Source organism: Mesorhizobium sp. WSM4819 (assembly GCF_055811215.1).
The window spans coordinates 60,441-84,288 of sequence record NZ_JBVVQO010000020.1; the positions used below are offsets into that span (position 1 = coordinate 60,441).

The 23,848-nt window shown below is 63.6% G+C and carries 26 protein-coding genes; 15 read left to right on the forward strand and 11 right to left on the reverse strand.

The features are described from left to right. Window positions 1-70: 70 nt before the first annotated feature. The 4 genes from AC0L18_RS18980 to AC0L18_RS18995 form a co-directional block, all read right to left on the reverse strand. Window positions 71-292, reverse strand: a complete 222-nt coding sequence (locus AC0L18_RS18980) for a hypothetical protein (RefSeq protein WP_473493714.1) — start codon at window positions 290-292, stop codon at window positions 71-73. A 135-nt stretch (window positions 293-427) separates the two neighbouring features. After that, window positions 428-838 carry an SRPBCC family protein gene (locus tag AC0L18_RS18985; RefSeq protein WP_473493715.1) on the reverse strand — a complete coding sequence of 137 codons (411 nt, stop codon included), beginning with the start codon at window positions 836-838 and terminating at the stop codon, window positions 428-430. After that, window positions 835-1,158, reverse strand: a complete 324-nt coding sequence (locus tag AC0L18_RS18990) for an ArsR/SmtB family transcription factor (RefSeq protein ID WP_128175152.1) — start codon at window positions 1,156-1,158, stop codon at window positions 835-837. Before AC0L18_RS18990 ends, AC0L18_RS18985 begins: the two co-directional genes overlap by 4 nt. A 139-nt stretch (window positions 1,159-1,297) precedes the next feature. Further along, a complete protein-coding gene (locus tag AC0L18_RS18995) occupies window positions 1,298-2,530 on the reverse strand; it encodes an MFS transporter (RefSeq protein ID WP_473493716.1) in 1,233 nt (410 codons plus the stop codon). 195 nt (window positions 2,531-2,725) lie between these two features. On the opposite strand from AC0L18_RS18995, the gene AC0L18_RS19000 reads away from it, so the two are divergent. Next, window positions 2,726-3,013 (forward strand): DUF3175 domain-containing protein, encoded by a 288-nt coding sequence (locus AC0L18_RS19000; RefSeq protein ID WP_023798654.1) that lies wholly within the window; start codon window positions 2,726-2,728, stop codon window positions 3,011-3,013. A gap of 100 nt (window positions 3,014-3,113) precedes the next feature. On the opposite strand, the gene AC0L18_RS19005 is transcribed toward AC0L18_RS19000, so the two are convergent. Then, the gene (locus AC0L18_RS19005) at window positions 3,114-3,452 is read right to left on the reverse strand and encodes a hypothetical protein (protein WP_473493717.1); all 339 of its coding nucleotides are present in this window, start codon (window positions 3,450-3,452) and stop codon (window positions 3,114-3,116) included. A 277-nt stretch (window positions 3,453-3,729) separates the two neighbouring features. Here AC0L18_RS19005 and AC0L18_RS19010 point away from each other — a divergent pair, with 277 nt between their 5' ends. Together AC0L18_RS19010 and AC0L18_RS19015 are read left to right on the forward strand one after the other, a co-directional pair. Continuing rightward, window positions 3,730-4,332 carry a Crp/Fnr family transcriptional regulator gene (locus AC0L18_RS19010; protein ID WP_473493718.1) on the forward strand — a complete coding sequence of 201 codons (603 nt, stop codon included), beginning with the start codon at window positions 3,730-3,732 and terminating at the stop codon, window positions 4,330-4,332. Between the two features lie 2 nt (window positions 4,333-4,334). Then, on the forward strand, window positions 4,335-5,675 hold the full coding sequence (locus AC0L18_RS19015) for an adenylate/guanylate cyclase domain-containing protein (RefSeq protein ID WP_473493719.1): 1,341 nt from the start codon (window positions 4,335-4,337) through the stop codon (window positions 5,673-5,675). 25 nt (window positions 5,676-5,700) lie between these two features. On the opposite strand, the gene AC0L18_RS19020 is transcribed toward AC0L18_RS19015, so the two are convergent. Both AC0L18_RS19020 and AC0L18_RS19025 read right to left on the reverse strand, forming a co-directional pair. Continuing rightward, window positions 5,701-6,477, reverse strand: coding sequence for a FadR/GntR family transcriptional regulator (locus tag AC0L18_RS19020; RefSeq protein WP_473493720.1), 777 nt, complete (start codon window positions 6,475-6,477; stop codon window positions 5,701-5,703). A gap of 102 nt (window positions 6,478-6,579) precedes the next feature. Then, a complete protein-coding gene (locus tag AC0L18_RS19025) occupies window positions 6,580-7,476 on the reverse strand; it encodes an NAD-dependent epimerase/dehydratase family protein (RefSeq protein WP_473493721.1) in 897 nt (298 codons plus the stop codon). A gap of 154 nt (window positions 7,477-7,630) precedes the next feature. Here AC0L18_RS19025 and AC0L18_RS19030 point away from each other — a divergent pair, with 154 nt between their 5' ends. Beyond that, a complete protein-coding gene (locus tag AC0L18_RS19030) occupies window positions 7,631-8,569 on the forward strand; it encodes an NAD(P)-dependent oxidoreductase (RefSeq protein ID WP_473493722.1) in 939 nt (312 codons plus the stop codon). A gap of 708 nt (window positions 8,570-9,277) precedes the next feature. Here AC0L18_RS19030 and AC0L18_RS19035 read toward each other — a convergent pair. From AC0L18_RS19035 to AC0L18_RS19045, 3 genes are all read right to left on the reverse strand, one after another. Then, complete coding sequence (locus tag AC0L18_RS19035) at window positions 9,278-9,586, reverse strand: EthD family reductase (RefSeq protein WP_473493723.1); 309 nt, start codon at window positions 9,584-9,586, stop codon at window positions 9,278-9,280. Between the two features lie 182 nt (window positions 9,587-9,768). Then, window positions 9,769-10,602 (reverse strand): FadR/GntR family transcriptional regulator, encoded by an 834-nt coding sequence (locus AC0L18_RS19040; protein WP_473493724.1) that lies wholly within the window; start codon window positions 10,600-10,602, stop codon window positions 9,769-9,771. Window positions 10,603-10,736: 134 nt separating this feature from the next. Then, window positions 10,737-11,726 carry a sugar-binding protein gene (locus AC0L18_RS19045; RefSeq protein ID WP_473493725.1) on the reverse strand — a complete coding sequence of 330 codons (990 nt, stop codon included), beginning with the start codon at window positions 11,724-11,726 and terminating at the stop codon, window positions 10,737-10,739. A gap of 426 nt (window positions 11,727-12,152) precedes the next feature. Between AC0L18_RS19045 and AC0L18_RS19050 the strand changes: the two genes are divergently transcribed. The 11 genes from AC0L18_RS19050 to AC0L18_RS19100 all read left to right on the forward strand — a co-directional run bounded on the left by AC0L18_RS19050 (window position 12,153) and on the right by AC0L18_RS19100 (window position 22,264). Beyond that, window positions 12,153-12,893 (forward strand): ATP-binding cassette domain-containing protein, encoded by a 741-nt coding sequence (locus AC0L18_RS19050; protein WP_027154335.1) that lies wholly within the window; start codon window positions 12,153-12,155, stop codon window positions 12,891-12,893. A gap of 40 nt (window positions 12,894-12,933) precedes the next feature. Then, complete coding sequence (locus AC0L18_RS19055; RefSeq protein ID WP_128175099.1) at window positions 12,934-13,932, forward strand: ABC transporter permease; 999 nt, start codon at window positions 12,934-12,936, stop codon at window positions 13,930-13,932. Between the two features lie 174 nt (window positions 13,933-14,106). After that, a complete protein-coding gene (locus tag AC0L18_RS19060; RefSeq protein WP_287121277.1) occupies window positions 14,107-14,934 on the forward strand; it encodes an AraC family transcriptional regulator in 828 nt (275 codons plus the stop codon). Window positions 14,935-15,055: 121 nt separating this feature from the next. After that, complete coding sequence (locus tag AC0L18_RS19065) at window positions 15,056-15,499, forward strand: SRPBCC family protein (RefSeq protein WP_473493726.1); 444 nt, start codon at window positions 15,056-15,058, stop codon at window positions 15,497-15,499. Between the two features lie 31 nt (window positions 15,500-15,530). Beyond that, the gene (locus tag AC0L18_RS19070; protein ID WP_473493727.1) at window positions 15,531-16,325 is read left to right on the forward strand and encodes an FAD binding domain-containing protein; all 795 of its coding nucleotides are present in this window, start codon (window positions 15,531-15,533) and stop codon (window positions 16,323-16,325) included. A 46-nt stretch (window positions 16,326-16,371) separates the two neighbouring features. Beyond that, entirely contained in the window at window positions 16,372-16,854 is a 483-nt protein-coding gene (locus AC0L18_RS19075) for a (2Fe-2S)-binding protein (RefSeq protein WP_473493728.1), read from the forward strand. Window positions 16,855-16,868: 14 nt separating this feature from the next. Continuing rightward, the gene (locus AC0L18_RS19080) at window positions 16,869-18,236 is read left to right on the forward strand and encodes a xanthine dehydrogenase family protein molybdopterin-binding subunit (protein ID WP_473493729.1); all 1,368 of its coding nucleotides are present in this window, start codon (window positions 16,869-16,871) and stop codon (window positions 18,234-18,236) included. Window position 18,237: 1 nt separating this feature from the next. Then, window positions 18,238-19,242 (forward strand): xanthine dehydrogenase family protein molybdopterin-binding subunit, encoded by a 1,005-nt coding sequence (locus AC0L18_RS19085; protein ID WP_077382919.1) that lies wholly within the window; start codon window positions 18,238-18,240, stop codon window positions 19,240-19,242. 9 nt (window positions 19,243-19,251) lie between these two features. Beyond that, window positions 19,252-20,148 carry an AAA family ATPase gene (locus AC0L18_RS19090; protein ID WP_473493730.1) on the forward strand — a complete coding sequence of 299 codons (897 nt, stop codon included), beginning with the start codon at window positions 19,252-19,254 and terminating at the stop codon, window positions 20,146-20,148. Between the two features lie 92 nt (window positions 20,149-20,240). Beyond that, on the forward strand, window positions 20,241-21,377 hold the full coding sequence (locus AC0L18_RS19095) for a vWA domain-containing protein (protein ID WP_473493765.1): 1,137 nt from the start codon (window positions 20,241-20,243) through the stop codon (window positions 21,375-21,377). Then, window positions 21,377-22,264, forward strand: a complete 888-nt coding sequence (locus AC0L18_RS19100) for an amidohydrolase family protein (protein WP_473493766.1) — start codon at window positions 21,377-21,379, stop codon at window positions 22,262-22,264. Before AC0L18_RS19095 ends, AC0L18_RS19100 begins: the two co-directional genes overlap by 1 nt. Here the strand turns inward: AC0L18_RS19100 and AC0L18_RS19105 are convergent. After that, a complete protein-coding gene (locus AC0L18_RS19105) occupies window positions 22,170-23,738 on the reverse strand; it encodes a DHA2 family efflux MFS transporter permease subunit (RefSeq protein ID WP_473493731.1) in 1,569 nt (522 codons plus the stop codon). The genes AC0L18_RS19100 and AC0L18_RS19105 overlap by 95 nt on opposite strands. Window positions 23,739-23,848 lie beyond the last annotated feature (110 nt).

Sequence of the window (23,848 nt, forward strand, 5' to 3'; positions counted from 1 at the left end):
GTAGCGCCACTGTTTGAATTTCGGCTGTGGGTGGTGAGCGGGCGTCTTGTCGTCCACCGTGCTCGGTCTTCTACGCCGTGCGTCGTCCGCTGCGCCAGTTCGTGGCATAGGGCAACGCGAACAGATAGAGACCGCTGAGCATGAGCAGGCCGAGCGGGATCAGCGGCATGAGATATACCCAATAGGCCGGCTCGACACCTACGCCCAAGGTGATGAAGATGGCAGCGACGACCGCCGTAAAAATGACCGACAGCCAGCGGTGGAATTGCCGGATCCACGTGTTCCAGTTCATTTGGGACCTCCTCTGAAGACGAGTTGAAGCGGATCGGGCGACCCGCTTGGCGGCTTTTTTTGCTACCTTGTTTCGTTGACAGATTTCTTGTTGGGCATTGCGTTTCGCCCGCAGATGCCTATGGCGCCGGCACGCCTATTCTATTCGCGCCAGGACCTGCTCCAGCTTCGCAAAGAACCGCTGCCATCCGTGTTGGGCGCCCTGATAGTACTGCTGCTGGTCCGGCCGGAAGCCCAACTGCTCCATGCGCAGATGGGTCCCTGTGCTCGTAGGGGTGAGCGTCCACGTGACGACACTTCTGAGATCCTTGGTATCCCACGTGTAAGACAGCATCTTGTTGGGCTCGACTGCCTGGACCTGACAGTCGACCGTCCCCCAGTCCGCGCTCAGATTGAAACGGTGCCCCTCGTCTGGCTTGAAATCGTTCTTCATCAGCCACTCCTCGATCAGGTGTGATTGGGTCAGCGCGCGCCAGATCTTTTCCGGCGGAAAAGCGACCTCCCGTTCAACAATGACGGCGCGCGTTTCGGTCTCGGTATTGGTCATTGGTCCATCCTTTTGAGCAGATCTTCGAGGTTGTCGAACCGGCTTTGCCAGAACCCAGCCATTTGGTTTGTCCAGTCGATCAGCGGCGCCAGGGCGCCGAACTCCGCGCTGTAGTGCGTGTTGCGGCCTTCGTGCCGGTCGCGCACCAACCCGGCCTGCTTCAGCACCCCAAGATGTTTTGACACGGCCGGTTGTGAGACCCCGGCCCGAGCGGTCAGGGCCGCGACGGTCTGGTCTCCGTCGCGACACAGCCGCTCGAAGATGGCCCGTCGCGTCGGATCGGCAAGCGTTTTGAAGAGGATCTCGTGGGGCTGTGACATGGCGATCGATAACTCTCTGGCTATTGAAAACCAATAACCGCCGAGATATGTGTACGTCAAGCAGGAACCTGGACCGGGCTCCGCGTCACGGGGGCCTACCCCATGTCGCTGCCATCGCTCTGGCCAGCGGGGTCGGTGCTCAGGCCATCGCCGCGGCGCTGCGCCGCGCCTTCCACAACAGCAGCACCATGGCCGCTATGTTCAGCAGGTTCCAGGCGATGCCGTTGAGGAACGCGGCGGCGTAGGAGCCGGTCAGATCGTAGATCCAGCCCGACATCCAGCCGCCGATTGCCATGCCGAAGATAGTTGCCATGATGACGATGCCGACGCGCTGGCCGGCCTCTTTGGCGGGCATGTATTCGCGCACGATGATGGCATAGCAAGGCACGATGCCGCCCTGCGACAGGCCGAAGACCAGCGAGACGACGTAAAGCGACGCGAGCCCGTCGAAGGGGATGTAGAACAACAGCGACAGGGCTTGCAGCACCGAGCCGATCAGCAGGGTTTTCACGCCGCCGATGCGATCGGCAAGGAAGCCGGACGCCAGCCGGCTGACGACGCCCGCCGCCATCATGATCGACAGCATGTCGGCGCCTCGCGCCACGCCGTAGCCGAGATCCATGCAATAGGCGACGATATGGACTTGCGGCATCGACATCGCCACGCAGCAGCCAAGGCCGGCGACGACGAGCAACACCTGCAGCGCTGCCGGTGACAGCGTGATCGGCTGGACCGGCCGGCTGCCGGGTGAACCGGGAGCGGCGGCATGTGGTGCGCCGCGCCTGAGCAGCATGATCAGCGGCGGCATGGTGGCGAGGCAGACGACGCCGATTGCGGCATAGGTGAAGCGCCAACCCTCGCTCTGTATGACGTAGGGCATTGCCAACGGCCAGATCACCCCGGCGAGATAGCTGCCGGCGGCGGCAGCCGTCACCGCGACGCCGCGGCGGCGGTTGAACCAGTGCGAGATGTCGGCGATCAGCGGCCCGAAAATCGCCGACGTGCCGACGCCGATCAAAAGTCCCTGGACAAGGGTGAACTGCAGGATCGAAGTGGTCAGCGACGCCAGCAGGAACCCGGTACCGAGCGTCACCGAGGCAATGAGCGCCGGTATCCAGTAGCCGATGCGGTCGATGGCGCGGCCGACCAGCACATTGCCGACGGCGAAACCGGCCATGGTCGCGGTATAGGGCATCGAAGCGGCGGCGCGATCGACGCCGAATTCGGCCTGCATGGCGGGCAGCACCACGACCACCGCCCACATGCCGACACCGCCGATCGTCGCCAGCAGCATCGAGATGCCGAGCCGCAGCCAGGCATAGGCGCTGTCTATGCCGGGGCTGCTCGGCCGGCTGGAGGCGGTTGTGGTCAAGGCGTTTCCTGTCCGCGGTTGTGCGCAAGTCGACGGGTTCGACACCACTATCGGCAGGATTGGCGGCGCCGTGCAGCGCCACATCGCGCAATTGCGTGGCTCCAGAGATTTGAGCTGCAGTGGAACGGTGGCCGCCTTCCCGGAGTTTTTCATCAAACTCGCCAATAGGCCAATAGAAGGAAGAAGGAGTTTGTCATGACCGCGAAAAGGAAATGGTCGGCCGAGGTCACCGAGCACAGCGATGCGCTGGACCTCGAGGACCATATCTTCGAATCCCACGACCCCAAGAAGATCGCAGCCTCGTTGAAGCGATCGGCCGAGCACAGCGACCGGCGCAAGGCCGAGCCGTTCCAGTCCGCCATGTCGATGCTGAATTTCTACATCAACCGCGCCGGCACGAACCTGCCGGCCAAGCAGAAGAAAGTGCTGGAGGATGCCAAGGACGAACTGCGCGCCGCGTTTGGCCGCCCGAGAGAACACTGAGACGCCTGCAGGATGACGAAGGCATAGGGGGGCCACGGCAGCCAAATACAAAAGAGGCCCGGCAGCAATTGGCCGGGCCTCGGTGTGTCCAAGCTATGGTTCAACCGCAAATCCAGATCTTCTTCCAGAAAATGCCATGCTTGGTGAAAATCTTCTTCTTGGTCCAGCAGCTATAGCCGGGATAATCATAGACGGGATAATAGTCGTAGAAGCCGAAACGCTTGTGCCAGCGGTGGCCGTGACCGTGGCCATGACGATGGCTGCGATGGCCGATCTTGACGACAAAATCGCCGGCAGCCTGGCTCTGCTGCCCAGTGTTGCCGAAGGCCGCCGATGGTGTATTGCCGAAGGCCGCCAATGGTGCTGCGGAAGCCGTCGATGCGAGCGCTGCGATGGCGATGGTGGCTGCTGTTGCGATGCCGATAAGTTTGCTGGTCATGTTCGTTCCTCCCTGGGTTTCGCGAAGAGCGCCAATCGTCCTTCGATGGAGATGATCATGCCGTGCCCCGAACTTTTACGATGTGCATTCGGTCACATCATCAAGCTGGGCGCTCTTTGCTTGCCAGTCCGCCACGACGCGGCCACTATGTCCCGGAAGGGCCAGCGTCACTTTTTTGCGGTGGCGGGTTGGGAAGATGACCGATCTGGATGCCATTCCAGTGTTCGAGACACTCGACGCCGATACGCGCGTGCGTATTTCGCAGCGCTGCAGACGGATGAGCGTCGACGCCAATCAGATGATCATCGATTTCGAGGATCCGAGCACCGATGTCTATTTCCTGGTGTCGGGCCGGGTCCTCATTCTCTATCGCTCTCCAGTCGGCAAAGAGGTGATCCTTGGCGAGTTGGGAGTGGGTGGATGTTTCGGCGAACTGGCGGCCATCGACGGCCGGCCGCGCGCTGCCAATGTCACCGCACTCCACCGTTCAGATCTGGTGGTGATGCCTGCTCCGTTCTTTTCAGGGTTGCTCCACGACAATCCGGCGTTCGCCCTGCATTTCCTCGCGCTGCTGGCCGATAGGATACGCAGCCTGAACACGCGCCTTGCGGAATATTCGTTCCTGCAGGTGAGGCCGAGGCTTTTGTGCGAATTGCTGCGCCTGTCGCGGCTGCGAAGCGGCAGCAGCGGTGAGCGGATCATAACGCCACCGCCACTGCAGAACGACCTCGCCGCGCGCATAGGTTCTCGCCGTGAGGTGGTGTCACGCGAATTATCGGCGCTTGTCCGGGACGGGCTAATTGCGAAGGCGCGCGGTGCGCTCGTTCTTACAAACCCGGCGGAACTCAACCGGCGTATCTCGGTTGCGATGAATGCCTGACGATGGCCGGGCTGCACGAGCTAACCCCGAAGAGCCGATCGCGCCGGCGTCAGACCCCGCCCTGGATTTCGCGCCTTGTCCAATTGGGTGTCACGGCTGAAGATCCCGATATCCGCCGGCGGCAGATTTTCACCAATATCGGCGCATTCGCCATCGCGCTCAACGCCTTTTCGCATCTGCTGCTGAATGCCGTCCTCTTCCCCTGGGATTTGATGCCGCTGCATATTTACAATGCGGTGGTGACCGTTCTTGCCCTGTCCGTGCACCGGCTGCACCGGCTGCAACGCTATGGTGAGAATCTTGGAGCGATCGCCCTGTCGACCTTGACCATCGGCGGCCACACTTATGTGGTTCTGGCGCTCGGTCTGGACAGCGGCCTTCAGATCTACTTTACGCTTGCCGCTTTCCTGCTGTTCATTTTCGGCATCGAGCAGTGGCGGCAGTTCTTGATCTTCTACGCAGCGGCGTTCCTGGCCTTGGTCGCGACGCTTTATTTCGGGCGCCCGACTGGCTTCGTAATGCCCCAACAGGCCGGTTTTCGGGAAACGCTGGCGGTTCAGGCGCTCATAAACACGATGATCATCAACCTCCTGTTGATCGCCTACGCCCTCACAGCGCTGCGCCGTGCCGAGATCGAGCTTTCACAGGAATTCGCCCGCTCGGAATCGCTGATCGACGTGATATTGCCCCGGGCGATAGTGGCGCGCCTCAAACGCGGAGAAGAACCGCGCATCGCCGACAAAGTACCGTCGGCGAGCATCATGTTTGCCGACCTCGCAGGCTTCACAGCCGCGGCCAATGCAGTCGGACCCGATGAGCTGGTCGGATGGCTGGACGAGCTGTTCTGCAGCTTCGACGGACTCTGCACAAGCAACGGCGTCGATAAGATCAAGACGATCGGCGACAGCTATATGGCCGTCGGCGGCCTCGACGGCGACGCTCAACGCGGCGCCGTCGCGATCTGCCGGCTAGCGCTCGAGATGCAGCATGAAATGAGCCGGCACAAGGCATTGGGAGGCCACCGGCTCTCCTTGCGGATCGGCATCCACAACGGCGTGGTTGTCGCCGGGGTGATCGGTGACCTGCGCGTCTCCTACGACGTTTGGGGCGACGCGGTGAATGTCGCTCAGCGCATGGAGGCTCATGGCGAGCCCGGCCGCATTCAGGTCTCGGCTCAATTGATGGCGATGGTCGACCATCGCTTCGCCTTCGAGCGCCGCGGCAGCATCGCCCTTAAGGGAATGGCTGAAACCGAAGCCTGGTTTTTGACCGGTGCGCTGGCCGATGCCGACAACGAGATTGCGGACGGGGAGATTGCGGACGGCGAAGAAAGATCGAGATGAAGCGCTGCAGTGGTCCCGCGCTATATCAGCGCGACTTGATGACGCTGTCGGTATTGGCCAACAGCTTGCGCACCGCGTTGCGTGCCGCATCCGGCCGCTGCAGGCGGATGTTCTTTTCGATCGCCTCGTGCAGCTTCTGCGCGTGCTGCAGATCGTCCAGTTCCCGCGTCGTATAGGCGAACAGATGATCGAACGCCGATTCGATCAGCACGCCGAGCGGCACCAGGAGGTCGTTGCCGGAGGCGCGCAGGATCGCCAGATGAAAACGGGTGTCGGCACGGGTCCGCTCCTGCAGCGTCGCCGCCGCGCCCATCTCCCGGCAGGCCCGGCTGATCTCGGCCATCTGCTCGTCTGTGCGCCGCATCGCGGCAAACGCGGTCGCTTCCGGCTCGATGATGTGGCGGAACTCCTGCACCGTGTTCAGGAACACCTCGCGGTCGGGCGAGGTCGCGTACCAGGCCAGCACGTCGCGGTCGAGCAGGTTCCAGCGCTCTTTCGGCTCGACCCAGCTGCCGATCTTGGGGCGTGAGGCCAAAAGGCTCTTGGCCATCAGCATCTTGATCGCTTCGCGCACCGCCGAGCGGCTGACGTCGAAGGTTTCGGACCATTTGGCTTCGTTGGGCAGGATGGTTCCCGGCGGATAGTCGCCGCGCACGATCCTGAGACCGATTTCGTTGGCCAGCGACGCATGCACGCTCGCCCCAGGCATGCGCGCCGTATCGGCACGGCGAACGACAGCCGGGCGCTCGGCCGAAGCCGCCCTGGCCGGTGTTTTTGGCTTATTCGGCTTGCCGTCCCGCATGCGTTCACAAAGTCCGGATTGCGAAAGCTGTCAAGCACCGCAACAGCCTCGGGCGGCAAAGCCTGCTTCTGTGCACAGATCAGCCGGGATGCGTCGGCCTCGTCACGCCGTCCTGACGTATTTCCGCCAGCTGTGTTCCGGGCGGAAGCCGAGCATATCCCGCGCCTTGCGGTTGGAAAGCAGCGTCTCGTATTCGCCGAGCTCACCCTTGACCGGCACGCCGGGATAAAACCGCTTCAACAGTTCGGCCGTCGGCAGGTCGGACGAGGTGTCGTCATTGGCGGCGTTGAACACCTGATAGCCGAGCCCGTCCGTCTCGATGGCGCGCAGCGTGATCTGGCCGAGGTCGCGCGCGTCGATATAGCTCCAGGCGATCCGCTTGCGGAAACCTGGATCGGCGAACCATTTCGGGAACAGCGAATATTCATGCGGCTCGATGACGTTGCCGATGCGCAAGGCGTAGATGTCGATGCCGCTGCGCAGCGCGAAGGCGCGCGCCGTCTTCTCGTTGACGATCTTCGACAGCGCATAGCTGTCCATTGGATCGACGTCATAATCCTCGTCGAGCGGGAAATGTGTCGGGTCGCGCGGCTCGTTGGCGAAGACCAGCCCATAGGTCGTCTCGCTGGAGGCGATCACCACCTTGCGGATGCCGAGTTTTGCCGCCGCCTCGATGACATTGTAGGTGCCGAGCGCGTTGATGCGGAACACCTCGTTGTCGGGCGTGATCATGATGCGCGGGATCGCCGCGAAATGCACCACGGCATCGACCGGCTGCGCGCGCAGCGACGGGTCGAATTCATGCAGGCCTATATAGCTCGACAGCGCATTGAACACCTGCCCGCTGTCGGTGATGTCGGTGATCAAGGTGCGCACCTTGGGATTGTCGAGCGGCTTGGTGTCGATGTTGAGCACCTGGCAGCCCTGCTCGACCAGATACTGCACGACATGACGCCCGGCCTTGCCGCTGCCGCCGGTGAACATGATCCGCTTCGTCATTTTGCTCTCCACATTCTCCAGGATTCATGTGTATTGTCAGACAATATCGAACTCTGCAATCGTCTGCCAACCGCTTGCGGCAAAAACCCGCTTCAACAATTCGCCTGCCGAAGTGCGGCGCCGTCATCGAGACCGCAACACAGGATTACACGCCATGAACACCACCGCCGCGAGCGAAAAGATCGGCTTCATCGGCCTTGGCCTGATGGGACACGGGATCGCCAAGAACATCGTCGACAAGGGCTATTCCCTGACGTTTCTCGGCCGCAAGAACCGCGCACCGGCGCAAGACATGCTCGACCGCGGTGCGAAGGAAGCCGCGACCTCGCGCGAGGTGGCAGTGGCATCCGATATCGTCTTCATCTGCGTCACCGGCTCGCGCGAGGTCGAGGCCATCATCCGCGGGCCGGGCGGCCTCAAGGAGGGCCTGAACAAGGGTTCGGTGATCGTCGATTGCTCGACCTCCGACCCGACCTCGACGGTGGCGCTTGCCGCCGAACTCAAGGGGCTCGGCGTCGACTATGTCGATGCCCCGCTCAGCCGCACGCCGAAGGAGGCCTGGGAAGGCACGCTCGACGCCATGGTCGGTGCATCCGACGCGGTCTTTGCCCGGCTGAAGCCAGTGCTCGACACCTGGGCCGGACGCATCGTCCATATCGGTGACACCGGCGACGGCCACCGCATGAAGCTGCTCAACAATTTCATCTCGCTGGGCTATGCGGCGATCTATTCCGAGGCGCTGGCGCTGGCCGAAAAGGTCGGCATCTCGCCGCCGCGCTTCGACAGCGTCATCCGCAACGGCCGCATGGATTGCGGCTTCTACCAGACTTTTATGTGCTGGACGCTTGAAGGCGACCGCGACGCGCACAAATTCACCATCGCCAACGCCTTCAAGGACCTCACCTATCTCGAATCGATGGCCGGTGCCGCCGGCATCGCCAACCCGCTCGGCAATGCCACCAAGAACGCCTTCGCCGGCGCATTCGCCGCTGGGCCCGCCGATCAATATGTGCCGATGCTGGCGACGCATATCGGCAAGGTCAACGGCGTCGATTTGACGCCGACGAAGGATGGGAAGAAACAGACGATTTGAGGCGCTCGGCTCGCTGTATCTGGTCAGGTTGGCGCTGCCCCTCATCCGGCTGCCGCAACCTTCTCCCCGTGGAAAACGGGGAGAAGGGACAAGCTCCAGCCGTTGATGGCGGCAACCTGCACCCATATCAGTCGTCGACAATGACGATGCAGACTACCTCTTTTTGAGGAGTTCCCCGAACGCCGTCTCACTGTCATCGTTCGAGGAGAAGGTGCGGGAATAAACAAGAATTTTGAGGCGACCCATGACGCGAGAGCGTGAACCTACGCTTGACGATCTCCTGAGCGAGCCGATCATCCTGACGATCATGGCAATCTACGGTCATACTGCAGATGACATCCGACATCTAATACACCAAGTGGGCGCTCGGAAAACGCCATCAATGCTTCAGAAGCCCTCTTCGATGGCTCACGCGCCCCAGCGGATTTCCAGTCCCGCCTTGACGGCCACTTGATGGCGGATCGGTTGGTGACAGTGGCTTTTCCACGGGACGTCGTTGAGAACCGCGATCCGTGTCAATCGACATTTAGGCGTGACATCCGCCGACAGCAGATCGCCCAGGAAACGCAAACAGGTCAGGTTTCTCTATCCCAGACCCAGTCCGCCGGCAGGCAGCGAAAGCCATCGCCCTCCTTCACGACTTGGCCAACGCCCGGGAACGGATAGTGGTAGCCGTTGAAACTTTGCTGGGGTCGGATTGTGCGAGGTTCAGACTTCCCTAGTCTCAAAGAGTATTAGCTCCACTCCGCCATCTGCAAAATTGCCAAGATCAGCCGCCGTGGCCCGACCCTCGGGGGACGCTAAGGCCGCTTGAATATCCGCAACGGAATCGAAGTAGAGCGTAGCAACAAGATGATAGCCTGAGGCCCCACCCGGCGAATGGACGCCGCCATCACTGATTTCGTATTTCCTCAAGCCGGGAATGGCTTTGGCCAGAGGAATGTGGGTCGAAACATAGTAACGGTCGAAGGCGGCCACGTCTTTCGGAGTCTTGTAGAGTGCGACAAGTCTGGCCATGCTCCCCCTCTCAACCGACACTCACCGCCAGCTTTGCGCAAAAGGATACTCCTCAGCAAGAGTGCTGGCAAATGGGTTCGTTCCTCGCTCTGACGAGGTCAACGAAGCATATGGGGTTTCAGGCCCGACGTGAGTCTTCCAAGTCGCCGCTCCCTGGCCGTTCAGAGCGATTGCGTTTGACCTTACCGCCGCGACCGCCCGATAACCTCGTCGGTGTTGGCGAGCAGTCGGTGCACCGCGGTGCGGGCTGCCGCCGGCCGCCGGAGGCGGATGTTCTTCTCGATCGCCTCATGCAGCGCCTGCGCCCGAGGCTGGTCGCTGGTCTCGCGCGTGACGAAAACGAAGAGATGATCGAGCGCCGATTCGATCAGCACGCCGAGCGGCACCAGGAGGTCATTGCCAGAGGCGCGCAGGATGGCCAGGTGAAAACGCGTGTCGGCGCGGGTGCGCTCCGGCAGCGTCGCCGCCTCGCCCATCTCCCGGCAGGCCTGGCTGATCTCGGCCATCTGCTCGTCGCTGCGCCGGATCGCCGCAAAGGCGCTGGCTTCCGGCTCGATGATGTGACGGAACTCCTGGACCGTGCGCAGGAACATTTCGCGATCTGGCGCCGTCGCATACCAGGCCAGCACGTCGCGATCGAGCAGGTTCCAGCGCTCTTTCGGCTCGACCCAGCTGCCGATCTTGGGACGTGAGGCCAGCAGGCTCTTGGCCATCAGCATCTTGATCGCTTCGCGCACCGCCGAGCGGCTGACGTCGAAAGTCTCCGACCATTTGGCCTCGTTGGGCAGGATGGTTCCCGGCGGATAGTCGCCGCGCACGATCCTGAGTCCGATCTCGTTGGCCAGCGACGCATGCACGCTCGATCCGGGGATCAGCGCCGCGTCGGTCCGGCGGGCGCCGGCCGGGCGGGCGACCGGCGGCTTGACCTTGGCCCGTGCCTTGACCTTGGCCCGTGCCTTGACCGTAGCCCGTCCCTTGACCGTGATAAGTCGCTTTTTCGATCTGGCGTCCGACATCCATGTTCCCCGGCACAGGCTGAACTCAAGGCGCGGCAAAGCAGGAGCGGTTCGCCCCAGCCACGTCACCTCGTAGATTTTCGTGAACCGGCGTGACGGGGCGCCCGTCGAGCGGACGCCCCGAAAATGCGAACCTACTTCTGGATGCAGGTATCGACCGTATCCTTGGTGCACTCGTCGAGACCGGTGAAGACCGGATCGGCGACGGGCTTGCCTTCGACCAGGTCGATCATCACCGAGGGCGCCTTGTAGCCCATCTCGAACGGCCGCTGGCCGACCAATGCGGTCACCAGGCCCTCCTTGGCAATGGCCACTTCCTCACCGATCGTATCGGCGGCGCCGATGACGAACTCGTTCTTGGCGATCTTGTCGGCCATCGGCTTGAACAGGTCGCGATAGGGCTGCGGCGCGCCGAACAGCGGCCAGCCGCCCATGATGCCGAAGGCGTCGAGATCGGGATTGGCGGCGAGGATATCGGTCATCGCCTGCACGCCCTTGGCACCGTCGTCATTGGTGAACACCGGGCAGCCGGCGACCTCGGTCCAGCCGCCCTCGCCGGCGAGCGCCGGCAGATCCTTCTGGCCTGTAAGCGCGTCACGCATGCCTTGGGCGCGGCGCAGGATGTTGTCGGCCGCGGGATTGCCCTGGATGGTGCAGATCTTGCCACCGTCGGGCTTGGCCTTCTTGATGTACTCGCCGATCTTGTAGCCCATCAGGTAGTTGTCGGTGCCGAGATAGGTCTTGCGCAGCGCCGCATCTTCCTTGCTGAGGTCGGCGTCGAGCGTCATGATCGGGATCGACGGATTGGCGCTCTTGATCGTCTGCGCGATCAGCGGTGCGTTGGACGGCGAAATCGCCATCGCCACCGTGTCCGGCTTGCTCAGCATGTCCTGGACGATCTGGGCTTCGCCGGCCTCGTCCGAGGTCGATGCCGGACCGGTGTAAAAGCACTCATACTCCGAGTCGGCGTTTTCCTTGTTCCATTTCTGGCAACCCTGGTTGATGGCCTCGAAGAACGGATTGTCGAGCCCCTTGACCACGATGACGAGCTGTTTCTTGGCCAAAGCCGGCCCGGCGCCCAGCGCCAGCATGGCGACGGCAGCGAGCAATAGTGACTTCCTCATTTCAGTCCTCCCTTGAAACAGACGGACACGGCGTGCCCGCCACACAGACCAGCCCGGATGCGCGATGACAGAGGTTCGTTTCGCGAGCGCTCGTGTCGTCAAGCCGGGCCGATAAGAATTTCCAGATGCGGTTGCAGACCAGCGCGATAGGGACGCTGCCAGATCCTCGACCGATAAACCTCCGCCTGCTCAGCCCCGGCGAACCGGGGCAGGAGATCGGCATAATCTCCTCCGACGCCTAGCTAATATCGGCTTGCGACGGACGTCAATTGCTATTTGTCCTACAAAACGGATTTTTCGAAAGAAGCCGCTGTTGACGGCAAGGGGGCATATGCGTAAATGGGCGAAAGCGCGGTTCCCGGGAGGAGCTGGGAAGAACGAGGCCGCGACAGGATCGCAGGCCGAAAGCACGGAGGAAGCAGACTGGTGCCGGTTCTCGAACTCGCCAACATCTCAAAACATTTCGGCGCCATCCAGGCCGTCAACGACGTTTCGCTGTCGATCGAGGCCGGACAGGTGGTCGGGCTGATGGGCGACAACGGCGCCGGCAAGTCGACGCTGGTCAAGATGATCGCCGGCAACTTCCGCCCAAGCCATGGCACGATGCAGATGGACGGCAAGGAGCTGATCCTGCACAAGCCGGTGGAAGCGCGCCAGCACGGCATCGAGATCGTCCATCAGGATCTGGCGTTGTGCAACAATCTGACGGCCGCCGCCAATGTCTATCTCGGCCGCGAGCTGCGCCGCGGCGTCGGGCCGTTTCGCATCCTCGACTACGCCGCCATGTACAAGCGCGCCGGCCAGATCTTTGCCGTGCTGAAATCCGAAACCCGCCCGCGCGATCTGGTCAAGCAGATGTCGGGCGGCCAGCGCCAGGCGGTGGCGATCGCCCGCACCATGCTTTCGCAGGCCAAGATCGTGCTGATGGATGAGCCGACGGCGGCGATCTCGGTCCGGCAGGTCGCCGAGGTGCTGAACCTGATCCGCCATTTGCGCGACCAGGGCATTGCCGTCGTGCTGATCAGCCACCGCATGCCCGACGTCTTTGACGTTGCCGACCGCGTCATCGTCATGCGGCGCGGCCGCAAGGTCGCCGACAAGACGATCGCGTCGAGTTCGCCCGAGGAAGTCACCGGGCTCATCACCGGCGCCATCGAACAGGTTTGATGCCAGCCGGTTTCACCACGCAAGCAGATAAAGGTCGACGATGGCAGTAACTCTTGACCAGACGATCGCGCAGAAACAGCACACTTTGCTGACCAGGGTGTTTGCCAGCCAGACCTTCTGGGTGGTGATCGCGGTCATCCTCGCCTGCCTGTTCCTGTCCGTCGCCACCGATTCCTTCGCCACGACGAAGAACCTCTACAACATCACCCGCAACATCACCTTCGTCGCCATCGTCGCGCTCGGCATGACCTTCGTCATCATCACCGGCGGCATCGACCTGTCGGTCGGCTCGGTGCTTTGCCTGTGTTCGATGGTGCTCGCCGTGACCATGCATGCCGGCTACGGCATCGAGGTCGGCATTGCCGCTGCGATCGCGACGGCGCTGATCATCGGCGCCTTCAACGGCATCCTGATCGCCTATCTCGGGTTTCCGCCCTTCGTGGTGACGCTCGGCATGCTGTCGATCGCGCGCAGCCTGGCCATGGTCGCCTCCAACAACACCGTCGTCTTCCAGTTCGGGCCTGACCACGACAAGCTTCTGGCGCTGGGCGGCGGCGCCTTTGTGTTCGGCATCGCCAATCCGGTGCTCTACATGATCGTTCTGGCGCTGATCACCGGCTTCGTCCTGCGCTGGACGAAATTCGGCCGGCACATCTTCGCCATCGGCGGCAACGAGCATGCGGCGACGCTGACCGGCGTTCCGGTGCGCCAGATCAAGGTCGCGGTCTACATGATCTCGGCGCTGGCGGCAGGCCTTGCCGGCATCATCCAGACCGGCTGGCTGGGCGCCGTCACCACCAATCTCGGCAACGGCATGGAGCTTCAGGTCATCGCCGCCACCGTCATCGGCGGCGCCAACCTGGCCGGCGGCATGGGCACGGCCTTTGGCGCCGTCGTCGGCGCGGCGCTGATCGAAGTGATCCGCAACAGCCTTGGCCTGCTCGGCATCAACGCCTTCTGGCAGGGGGTGTTCATCGGCGGTGCCATTCTGATGGCGGTCCTGTTCGACCGGCTCCGCAATTTCCGGCGCAACGAATAGGCCGCAGGTCACGCGCGCAATTCGTTGTCGTTGCTATCGCTCAGTCTGAAAATCGGCCGGCACGCCGCGTGGCCGGCGCCAGGCGCGCACATGCGCCTTGACGCAGGCCCGGACTGAGCCGCACTATCCCGATTGCAGGCGAAGGGAGGCCAGCGCCTGCGGGAGGATATACCCATGACGGAAGCGATCAGGCTCTACTGGGGCCGGTTCGGACATGTTTCTGTCCTGAACGTCGCCAGCGACTTCGTCACCCATGCCCATGTCGAGGCGCATATCATCATCTGGCTGGAAGGCACGGCCGGCGAGATGACCATCGGCCGCGAGACGGTGCGGCTTGGGCCCGGCACCGCCGCCGGCATCAATTCCTTCCAGCCGCACAGCCACGCTTTGTCCCGCGACGGCCGGCCCGGCCTGTTCCTCGCCTTCTACATCGATCCGGACTGGGCGCGCCGGCGCCGCGACCTGCCGTCGACCGCGCCGCTGTTTTCGGCACCGGCGATCACGCTGGAGCCGTGGCTGCACAAGGCGGCAGCCAATCTTCTCGATCATCTCAGCGACAATGAGAGCATCGACGACATCGCCAATTACGAGATCGAGCGCTTCATCGACAGCGTGCTCGACGCCGCCGACGCCTCGGCGCCACAAGTGGCGCGCGCCCGCGTCCACAGCGTGCAGGATTTCCGTGTCCGCAAGGCGATCCAGCTGATGAAGGCCAATGTCTGCGAACGCATCTGCTTCGACGAGGTGGCGCGCAGCGTCGGCCTGTCGCGGCCGCACTTCTTCGCGCTGTTCAAGGAGCAGACCAATCTGACGCCCAATGTCTACTGGAACACGCTGCGCATGGAGGAAGCTGTGCGGCAGTTGCAGTGGTCGCAGGAACCGCTGATCTCGGTCGCCTGCAATCTCGGCTTCACCACGCAGGGCAATTTCTCGCGCTTCTTCCGCGACCATGTCGGCGTTCCCCCGACACTCTATCGCGAGGCGGCGCGGGCCATTTCCTGAGCCATTTTCACACTGCCCGTTTTTTTCAGACTTATTGATAGGCGTTCAAGACGCATTGATAAGTGCTGCCGGGCTCGCCGCCCTACCCTCGCGGCACAGCTATCTGCAAGGGAAGCATCATATGGCGAAAGTCACCGTCTCCAGCGTCATCGACGCACCGGTCGAAAAGGTCTGGGCGCGCATACGCGATTTCAACGGGCTGCCGAACTGGCACCCGCGCATGGTCGAGAGCCATATCGAGGACGGCATCGAAGCCGGAGCGATCGGCTGCGTGCGCAATTTCCAGCTCGCCAGCGGCGCCCGCATCCGCGAGAAGCTGCTCGACTTCTCCGACGACAATTTCCTCGTCAGCTACTCCATCCTGGAGACGCCGCAACCGCTGACCAACCACCAGGCGACGCTGCAGCTGCGTCGGGTGACCGATGGCGACCGCACCTATGCCGAATGGACCGCCAGCTTCGACGCGGCTCCAGAGGAAGCCGACAAGCTGGCCGAGGGCATGGGCGCCAATGTCTTCCACGGCGGCTTTAACGCCCTGAAGACCCATTTCGCCGGCCAGGGTTGAGCCGAATGGGGCTCACAAAAAGGAGCGTTCCATGGCGCTTGCACTGCAGACTTTCTCGACGGTCAAGGACGCCAACGCGGCGCTGAAAGCCGCCGGCACCCGCTATCTCGGCGGCGGCACGCTGGTCGTGCGCGCCGCCAATGAAGGCGACGTTTCGGTCTCCGGCCTCATCAGGTCGACTGAGCCGGCGCTGTCGGCCATCACCGTTTCCGGCGGCAATGTTCGCATCGGCGCCTCGGTGACCATGGCGGCGATCGCCCGTCACCCGGATCTGTCTTCCCTTGCCCGCGCCGCGCGCGCCGTCGGCGGCCCGGCGATCCGCAACATGGCGACCGTCGGCGGCAATCTCTTCGCCCCGGCGCCCTATGGCGATTTCACCGTCGCGCTGCTGGCATTGGGCGCAACCGTCGGTACCGATGACGGCGAGGTGCCGATCGAAACCTTCCTGGCAAAACGCGAAGACAATCACGCCATCGTCACTTCGGTCGGCTTCAGCTTGCCACTGGAAGGCGGCTTTCGCTTCCTGAAAATATCGAGGGTCAAGCCGAAGGGCGTCTCGGTGCTAAGCATCGCCGCCGTGCTGGAACAAGCGCCGGACGGAACCGTGTCATCGGCGCACATCGCGCTTGGCTGCCTGGCCGACCGGCCGATGCGCGCCAAGGCGGCGGAGAAGGCGCTGCTCGGCAGGAAACTCACCAGCGATGGCATCGCGCCGGCGCTGGCCGTCGCGAGCGACGGCACCTCGCCGATTACCGATGCGGTCGCCACTGCCTGGTATCGCAACGAAGTCCTGCCGGTCCATCTCGGCCGGCTTCTGCTCGCCTGAAGGCCGATGGCGCATGTCCGTCTGGCTGCGGCGCAAGGAGCAAAAGATGGCAAAGATCCCGGTTCAGTTCACGCTCAACGGCGCGGAGAAGGCCGAATTCATCGATAGCGGCACGACGCTGCTCAATGCGCTGCGCGACAAGGTCGGCGACACCTCGCCGAAAGGCGGCTGCCATCAGGGCACATGCGGCGCCTGCTCGATCATCATCGACGGCGAGTTGCGGCTGTCCTGCCTGACGCTGGCCGAAACCTGCAACGGTGCGGCGATCACCACGACATCGGGGCTTTCGCAAGGCGGCGTGCTGCATCCTTTGCAGCGCGCCTTCCTCGACGCCTTCGCCACGCAATGCGGCTTCTGCACGCCGGGCATGATCATGGCCGCCAAGGTGCTGCTCGATCACACGCCGGACCCCAGCCGCGACGATGTGGTCGAGGCGCTGTCGGGCAATATCTGCCGCTGCACCGGCTACGAGCCGATCATCCAGGCGGTGCTGACCGCCGCGCGGTCCAATTCGCAGAACGCGGCTTGAGGGGAGTCGAAAAGATGGAACTCCGCAAGAGCTATTTCGCCGACCAGCGCAAGGACGATCTGCACGAGATCGGACAGCCACGACCGCGCTCCGATTCGCCCGGTCATGTCACCGGCAAGACCGCCTATTTCGCCGACCGCAATTTTCCAGGCATGCTGCATCTGAAGATGGTGCGCAGCCCGCATCATCACGCCCGCATCCGCAGCATCGACACTTCAGAGGCGGAAAAGCATCCGGGCGTGGTGAAAATCCTGACCGCCAAGGACGTGCCGCACAATGTCTACACCATCCTGATCCTGATCCAGATCGGCCCGGAGGACGAGACGGTGCTGGCCGACGGCAAGGTGCGCTGGAAGGGAGAAGCCGTGGTGGCGGTGCTGGCCGAGACCGAGCGTGCCGCCCAGGAAGCGGCGGCCAAGGTCAAGGTCGACTACGAGGTGCTGCCGGCCGTTTTCGACATGGAAGAAGCGCTGAAGCCCGGCGCGCCTGTTGTCAACGAATATCACGGCCGGAATTATTACCTTTATGACAGCGGCGAATGCCGCAAGGTGCGCTTCGGTGATGTCGAGGCCGGTTTTGTCGGCGCCGATCACGTGCTCGAACAGACCTATCAATCGTCGCCGATCGAGCACGCGCCTACCGAGACGACCGGCTGCATCGTCGCGCCGGAGGGCGGCGACCGCTTCACCTGCTACACCAATACGCAGGCGATGTTCTTCACCCTCGACAACGCCTCGATCATCCTGCAGATGCCCGGCAACAGACTGCATTTCGTCGGCGGCACCGTCGGCGGCGGCTTTGGCGGCAAGGTCGACGTCATCGTCGAGCCGATCGCCATCCTCGGCGCCAAGCTGACCGGGCGGCCGGTCTCCTTCATCTACAGCCGCGAGGAGGAGATGCAGATTTCCTCGCCGCGCGCCGCCGAAAAGGTCGTCATCAAGGACGGCGTCATGAAGGATGGCCGCATCGTCGCCAGAAAAGTCACCGGCTACACCGATGCCGGGGCCTATTCGCGCCACTCGCCCTATGGCGCGCAGAAGGGCGCCGGCCACTATCCCGGCCCTTACACCATCCCGAATGTCTGGATCGACACCTACTGCGTCTACACCAACCGCACTCCCTCCTCCGCCATGCGCGGCTTCGGCGTCACCATCGGCGATTTCGCGCTTGAGGTGCAGATGGACAAGCTCGCCCGGCTGATCGGCATGGACCCGCTAGAATTCCGCTTCATCAACGCCTACCGCGACGGCGACATGAAGGCGCACCGCCAGCCGACCGAGGGCGCGGCTCTAATCGAGTGCATGCAGGAAGCCTCGCGCGCCGCCAACTGGCCGGTGGCGGAAAAATTCATGGCGATGTCGTCCTACGCGAAGGGAGCTTGAAATGGCGATCAGGCGCGGGCGCGGCGTCGCCGCGATCAACTATCCGACAGGCATGAACCTCGGCGGCGACCCGACCCAGGCGCTGGTCCATTCGACGCCGACCGGCAATTTCATGGTAACGCTGTCGAGCGTCGATCTCGGCCAGGGCATGAAGCAGATCATGGCGCAGATTTGTGCCGAGACGATCGGCGTGCCGACCGACCGCGTTGTTGTCGACACCGCCGACACCGACACCGGCCCGCACTGCATGGGCACCTTCGCCTCGCGCGGCACACATCGCGCCGGCAACGCCGTCATCCAGGCGGCCAGGGAAGCCCGCCAGGTGATGCTGGAAGTGGCGGCCGAGGAACTGGAAGTGAACGCCTCGGACCTCGAGACCGACGGCCAGGGCAACATCCTGGTCAAGGGTGCGCCGCAAAGATCGATCTCGATCTTCGATGTCGCGCTGTCGGCGCATTTCAAGCGCGGCCGCTCGATTTCCGGCCGCGGCATGTTTCTCATCCCGCGCTCTTATCCGGAGAAGGAGACTGGCGCGATGAAACCGTCGACCTGCTATGCCCATGCCTGCACCGTGGCCGAGGTCGAGGTCGACGACGAGACCGGCGAGGTCACCGTGCTGACGGTGAAGAATGTCTTCGAGATCGGCCGCGCGCTGAACCCGAAAATGGTCGAGCAGCAGCTCGTCGGCGGCTCGTGGATGGGCATCAGCCACGCGCTCTACGAGACGACGGAACCCTATTACCCCGACCGCGATCATGGCGGCACCGACTTCAACCAGTATCTGATGCCGGGACCAGGTGATCTTGCGCAAACCGAGATCATCGTGCTGGAGAGGCCCTCGGCCGACGGACCCTTTGGCGCCAAGGGGCCGGGCGAAATGTGCGCCAACCCGCAAATCCCGGCGGTCGCCAACGCGGTCTTCGACGCCGTCGGCGTGCGCATCGACACGCTGCCGATCACGCCGGAACGCATCCTGCGGGCGCTGAAGGCGCAAGCCTCGAACTGAGTGCTGGAAATGCCCAAAAGAAGCGCCCGGGCTAGAAGCGCCGACACTGTCGTGATCTCGCCGGAGGCGGTGGCATCGCGCCTCGCCGCCTCGCGCTATCTGGCCGATGAAAGCCTGGCCACCGCCATTTTCCTGGCGATCCGGCTGGGCAAGCCGCTGCTGCTCGAAGGCGCGCCGGGCGTCGGCAAGACCGAAGCGGCCAAGGCGATAGCCGAACTGCTCGGGCGCGACCTGGTGCGGCTGCAATGCTACGAAGGCATCGACGCAGCACACGCGCTCTACGAATGGAACTACCAGCGCCAGTTGCTCGCCATCCGCCATGCCGGCGAGCATGAGGTCGACATCTATGACGACCGTTTTTTGATCGCACGGCCGCTGCTGCAGGTGCTGAAGGCGCCGGAAAAGCGCGTGCTGCTGGTCGACGAGATCGACCGTTCCGACCATGAGTTCGAAGCGCTGCTGCTGGAATTCCTGTCCGACTTCCAGATCAGCATTCCCGAGCGCGGCACCATCCGCGCCAAAGCGCAGCCGATCGTCATCCTGACCTCGAACCGCACCCGCGAGCTGGCGGAGGCGCTGCGGCGGCGCTGCGTCTACCACTGGATCACCTATCCCGACGCCGAGCGCGAGGCCGCCATCATCATGCTGCGCGCCGGCGACGTCGCCATAGCCACGGCGCGCGCCGTGGCTATGGCCGTGCGCGACATCCGCGCCCGCCCGCTAGCCAAGCCGCCGGGCATAGCCGAAGCGGTCGAGTGGGCCAACGCCGCGACGATCCTCGAAAAGGGCGGTAGCCCGTGGCCGGAAGCGTTCCGCCGCGCCATCGGCGTGCTGATCAAGGACGAGGAGGACCTGTCCTATATCGCGCCCGAGCTTGGCCGGATCGTCAAAGAGGCATTGGCGTGACACGCGACGTCAACGACCCCTTCTCCCCGTTCACGGCGGGGCGGCCGAATACCGATCGACCTCACCGCTGGCGGGACAGCGCCCGCGAAGGAATGATGCGGAAAGAAAGCTTGCCCCGCGCCGCAGCACCTCTCCTCGGTTTTGGCCGGCTGCTGCGCCGCTATGGCTTTCCGCTGGCGCCCGAGCAGGTGTCAGGCTTTATGCAGGCGGTGACGCTGCTCGGGCCCCGCTCGATGGCCGATATCCACGAGGCCGCGCTTGCCACACTGGCGCCGCCGCCCGACCGCCGCGACGAATTCGACGCGCATTTCCAAAGTTATTTCTACGGCAACACGGTTGCCGTAGTCGGAGGCGAGGCCGACGAGGCAACCCGCATCAAGGATGACGGCGGCGCCAGCCACGAGGAGAACGAGGTGGCGCGCCAGGAGGAAGGTGGTGCGCTATCGTCCGGCGCCGAACAGTTGAGCGCCCGCGTCTTCGAGCGCGACGGCGACGGGCTTGCCGCTTTCCGCCGCAAGCTCGCTACCGCCCTGCCCGCCCGCCGCTCCTTCCGCACTGTGCGCACGCACGCGCGCGGCAAGCTCGATCTGCGCCGCTCACTGCGCGAAATCGTCAGTGCCGACGGCGATATACCGTCGCCGCTGCTGCGCCGCCGGCAGACCGTGCCGCGCAAGCTTTTGCTGCTGATCGACGTGTCCGGCTCGATGAAGCTCTACACATCGGACTATCTCAAGCTGGCGCATGCAGCGGTGCAAGGCGCGGACCGGGCCGAAATTTTCACCTTCGGCACGCGGCTGACCCGCATCACCGCGGCGCTGCGCATTCGCGACCGCGACCAGGCGCTGGCGCGGGTGGCAGCACTGGTCGACGACTGGGACGGCGGCACCCGAATGGGACCGACGCTGCTCGCCTTCCTGTCGGTGCCGCGCTTTTCCGCATTCGCGCGCGGGGCGGCGGTCATCATCCTGTCGGATGCGCTGGAGCGCGGCGATCATGCCGAGCTGGAAATGGCGATGCGCCGGCTGAGCGCACGCGCCTTCCGGCTTTCGCTGGCGACGCCGCTGGCCGGCGACCCGCGCTTTCAGCCGGCCACGGCAGCACTTCGCGCCATCCTGCCGGTGCTCGACGATCTCGTCGACGGCTCATCGATCTCGGGTCTCAGCGATTTCATCCTGTCGCTCGCCCGCCCCGCTCCGGCGGCAGTAGCAATCTGGAAAAGGGTTTCATGATGCAGAAGGCGATAGACGCGCATTTCCACATCTGGCGCCGAAAGGACCAGCCCTGGCTGCGCGGGCCGATGGTGCCGCGCATTTTTGGGCCCTACGAGCCGATCCGCCGCGACTACCCGATCGAGGAATTCCTCGCCGACCAGCAAGGCTCTGGCGTCGAGAAGGCGGTCTACGTCCAGACCAACTGGGCCAAGGAGGATTTCGAGAAAGAAGTCGCCTTCCTGCAGACGACGGCTAACGAAACCGGTTGGCCGCATGCCATCGTCGGCTATGCCGACATGACGGTGGGCGATGTGCGCCATCAGGTCGACCGTCTGATCAAATACCCCCTGCTGCGCGGCGTGCGCATGCAGCTCCACTGGCATGAAACGCCGGCCTTCCGCTTTGCCGCCTCCGCCGACCAGGTCGTCGACCCGAAGGTGCGGGCCAATGTGGCGCGGCTGAAGGACTATGGTCTGACCTTCGACCTGCAGCTTTTCCCGGCTCAGATGAAGGACGGGCTGACGCTTGTCGGCGAAAATCCTGAAACCAATTTCATCCTCACCCATGCCGGCATGCTGACCGACATGTCGGAGGAAACCACGCAAGCCTGGAAGGCCGGCCTGCGCACGCTTTCAGCAGCGCCAAACCTCTACGCCAAGCTGTCCGGCCTCGGCACCTTCGTCCACCGCAACGACCCGGCGCTGACCGCCTACATCGTCGACAACGCAATCGACATCCTCGGCAGCGACCGCCTGATGTTCGGCTCCAACTTCCCGATCGAAAAGCTGTGGACCAGCCACGCCGAACTGATCAAGAAGCACCGGGAGGCGGTGGCCAGGCATGGTGCGGCGGCAGAGGCGGACATTTTTTGGAACACAGCGGAGAAGGTATATCGGCCGGTGTGACGCGCTGCCCCCCTTCCAAACACCCTTGTGGGAGAAGGTCACGCCGATGGCCCGAAACCTCGGCGCCGGCGGCCCGCGGCAGCGCCAGGAAGCGGAACGAGGCCACGAGCCCGATGGCGCCGATCGCCAGGAAGGCGAGGCGGAAATCGACGAGGTCGGGCGCCGCCCCGGCCCTGGCGATCTGCGACAGGTTGAGCAGCGCCGCGGCGACCGCCACGCCGAACAGCATCGCCACCTGCTGCAGCATGCTGGACAGCGTCGCCGCGGAGCTGCGCTGCGCCGAAGCGATATCGGCGAAGGCCAGCGTGTTGAGCGCGGTGAACTGCATCGACCGCGTCAGTCCGGCAATCAGCATCAGCGCCACCACCAGCGCTTGCGAGGTCTGCGGCGATATCGCGGCGCAGGCCATGATCGATAGCGATGCGATCACGCCGTTGACGACCAGCACCGAACGGAAACCGAAGCGCTTCAGCGTCGGCGTCGTCACCGTCTTCATGCCGAGATTGCCGAGGAAATAAGCTAGGATCAGCATGCCGGCATCGACGGGTCTCAGGCCGAATCCGACCTGGAACAGCAGCGGCAGCAGGAACGGCGTGGCGTTGATGGAGACCCGGAAAATGGTGCCGGCCGACAGCGTCGATATGGCGAAAGTCTGCACCTTGAATGCAGCAAGGTCGAGCAGCGGATTTTTGGCGCGCGCCAGGTGCCGCACGGCCAGCCAGCCGATCAGGACGCCCGCGCCAAGCAGCGCCACGGTCGGCAATGCGCCGTCTTGCGGATGGGCGATGCGCTCGAGGCCGTAGAGCATCGAGGCGAGCCCGACCGAGGTCACAAGGAAGCCTGGCCAGTCGAGCGGCCTGGTTTCGGAAGCGCGGTCGCCGGGAATGAAGCGGGCGACCAGCGCCAGGCCGGCCGCGCCGAGCGGAATGTTGATGAAGAAATTCCAGTGCCAGGACAGATAGGTGGTGATGAAGCCGCCAAGCACCGGCCCGATCACCGGCGCAAACAGCGCCGGCCATGTGATCAGCGCGGTGGCGTTGAGAAGCTCGGACTTCGAGGCGTTGCGCAGCACCAGGATGCGGCCGACCGGTGTCATTAACGCACTGCCCAGGCCCTCCACGGCACGCGCGGCGACGAACTGGGTCAGGTTCTGCGAGATGCCGCAGGCGATCGAGGCCAGCGTGAACAGGGCGATCGCCACGAGGAAGATGTTGCGCGCGCCGAAGCGGTCGGCGAGCCAGCCGGACAGCGGCACGAACACCGCCATGGTCAGCATATAGACGGTGATGCCGATGCTCATCGCCATTGCCGGCACGCCGAAGGATTCTCCCATCTGCGGCAGCGATGTCGAGATGATCGTCGAATCCAGAAGCTGCATGAAGAAGGCGACGGCGACGATCAATGCCACGCGCCGCGCCTGCCGCGCCGCCGTCGCGGTTTCGGGCAAGGCTTTGTTTTCGGGAATGGCGGTCATGCGCAGAACTGTACGAAAGTTTTTCCCGCGCCACTGGGAACCAGGCGATTGTCCGGCAAATCGATGACGCACCGGTTTGAACAGCATTTGGGTGACGACGTCCAGACACG

What these genes read in the sequence shown, in the direction of transcription:
- AC0L18_RS19015 (WP_473493719.1), top strand. Translation starts at nt 4,335, where the DNA reads ATGGCCGGGCTGCACGAGCTAACCCCGAAGAGCCGATCGCGCCGGCGT.
- AC0L18_RS19095 (WP_473493765.1), top strand. Translation starts at nt 20,241, where the DNA reads ATGATGCGGAAAGAAAGCTTGCCCCGCGCCGCAGCACCTCTCCTCGGT.
- AC0L18_RS19020 (WP_473493720.1), bottom strand. Translation starts at nt 6,477, where the DNA reads ATGCGGGACGGCAAGCCGAATAAGCCAAAAACACCGGCCAGGGCGGCT.
- AC0L18_RS19005 (WP_473493717.1), bottom strand. Translation starts at nt 3,452, where the DNA reads ATGACCAGCAAACTTATCGGCATCGCAACAGCAGCCACCATCGCCATC.
- AC0L18_RS19040 (WP_473493724.1), bottom strand. Translation starts at nt 10,602, where the DNA reads ATGTCGGACGCCAGATCGAAAAAGCGACTTATCACGGTCAAGGGACGG.
- AC0L18_RS19090 (WP_473493730.1), top strand. Translation starts at nt 19,252, where the DNA reads ATGCCCAAAAGAAGCGCCCGGGCTAGAAGCGCCGACACTGTCGTGATC.
- AC0L18_RS19070 (WP_473493727.1), top strand. Translation starts at nt 15,531, where the DNA reads ATGGCGCTTGCACTGCAGACTTTCTCGACGGTCAAGGACGCCAACGCG.
- AC0L18_RS19060 (WP_287121277.1), top strand. Translation starts at nt 14,107, where the DNA reads ATGACGGAAGCGATCAGGCTCTACTGGGGCCGGTTCGGACATGTTTCT.
- AC0L18_RS19000 (WP_023798654.1), top strand. Translation starts at nt 2,726, where the DNA reads ATGACCGCGAAAAGGAAATGGTCGGCCGAGGTCACCGAGCACAGCGAT.
- AC0L18_RS19100 (WP_473493766.1), top strand. Translation starts at nt 21,377, where the DNA reads ATGCAGAAGGCGATAGACGCGCATTTCCACATCTGGCGCCGAAAGGAC.
- AC0L18_RS19030 (WP_473493722.1), top strand. Translation starts at nt 7,631, where the DNA reads ATGAACACCACCGCCGCGAGCGAAAAGATCGGCTTCATCGGCCTTGGC.
- AC0L18_RS19035 (WP_473493723.1), bottom strand. Translation starts at nt 9,586, where the DNA reads ATGGCCAGACTTGTCGCACTCTACAAGACTCCGAAAGACGTGGCCGCC.
- AC0L18_RS18990 (WP_128175152.1), bottom strand. Translation starts at nt 1,158, where the DNA reads ATGTCACAGCCCCACGAGATCCTCTTCAAAACGCTTGCCGATCCGACG.
- AC0L18_RS19105 (WP_473493731.1), bottom strand. Translation starts at nt 23,738, where the DNA reads ATGACCGCCATTCCCGAAAACAAAGCCTTGCCCGAAACCGCGACGGCG.
- AC0L18_RS19025 (WP_473493721.1), bottom strand. Translation starts at nt 7,476, where the DNA reads ATGACGAAGCGGATCATGTTCACCGGCGGCAGCGGCAAGGCCGGGCGT.
- AC0L18_RS19080 (WP_473493729.1), top strand. Translation starts at nt 16,869, where the DNA reads ATGGAACTCCGCAAGAGCTATTTCGCCGACCAGCGCAAGGACGATCTG.
- AC0L18_RS19010 (WP_473493718.1), top strand. Translation starts at nt 3,730, where the DNA reads ATGAGCGTCGACGCCAATCAGATGATCATCGATTTCGAGGATCCGAGC.
- AC0L18_RS19055 (WP_128175099.1), top strand. Translation starts at nt 12,934, where the DNA reads ATGGCAGTAACTCTTGACCAGACGATCGCGCAGAAACAGCACACTTTG.
- AC0L18_RS18985 (WP_473493715.1), bottom strand. Translation starts at nt 838, where the DNA reads ATGACCAATACCGAGACCGAAACGCGCGCCGTCATTGTTGAACGGGAG.
- AC0L18_RS19085 (WP_077382919.1), top strand. Translation starts at nt 18,238, where the DNA reads ATGGCGATCAGGCGCGGGCGCGGCGTCGCCGCGATCAACTATCCGACA.
- AC0L18_RS19075 (WP_473493728.1), top strand. Translation starts at nt 16,372, where the DNA reads ATGGCAAAGATCCCGGTTCAGTTCACGCTCAACGGCGCGGAGAAGGCC.
- AC0L18_RS18980 (WP_473493714.1), bottom strand. Translation starts at nt 292, where the DNA reads ATGAACTGGAACACGTGGATCCGGCAATTCCACCGCTGGCTGTCGGTC.
- AC0L18_RS19045 (WP_473493725.1), bottom strand. Translation starts at nt 11,726, where the DNA reads ATGAGGAAGTCACTATTGCTCGCTGCCGTCGCCATGCTGGCGCTGGGC.
- AC0L18_RS19065 (WP_473493726.1), top strand. Translation starts at nt 15,056, where the DNA reads ATGGCGAAAGTCACCGTCTCCAGCGTCATCGACGCACCGGTCGAAAAG.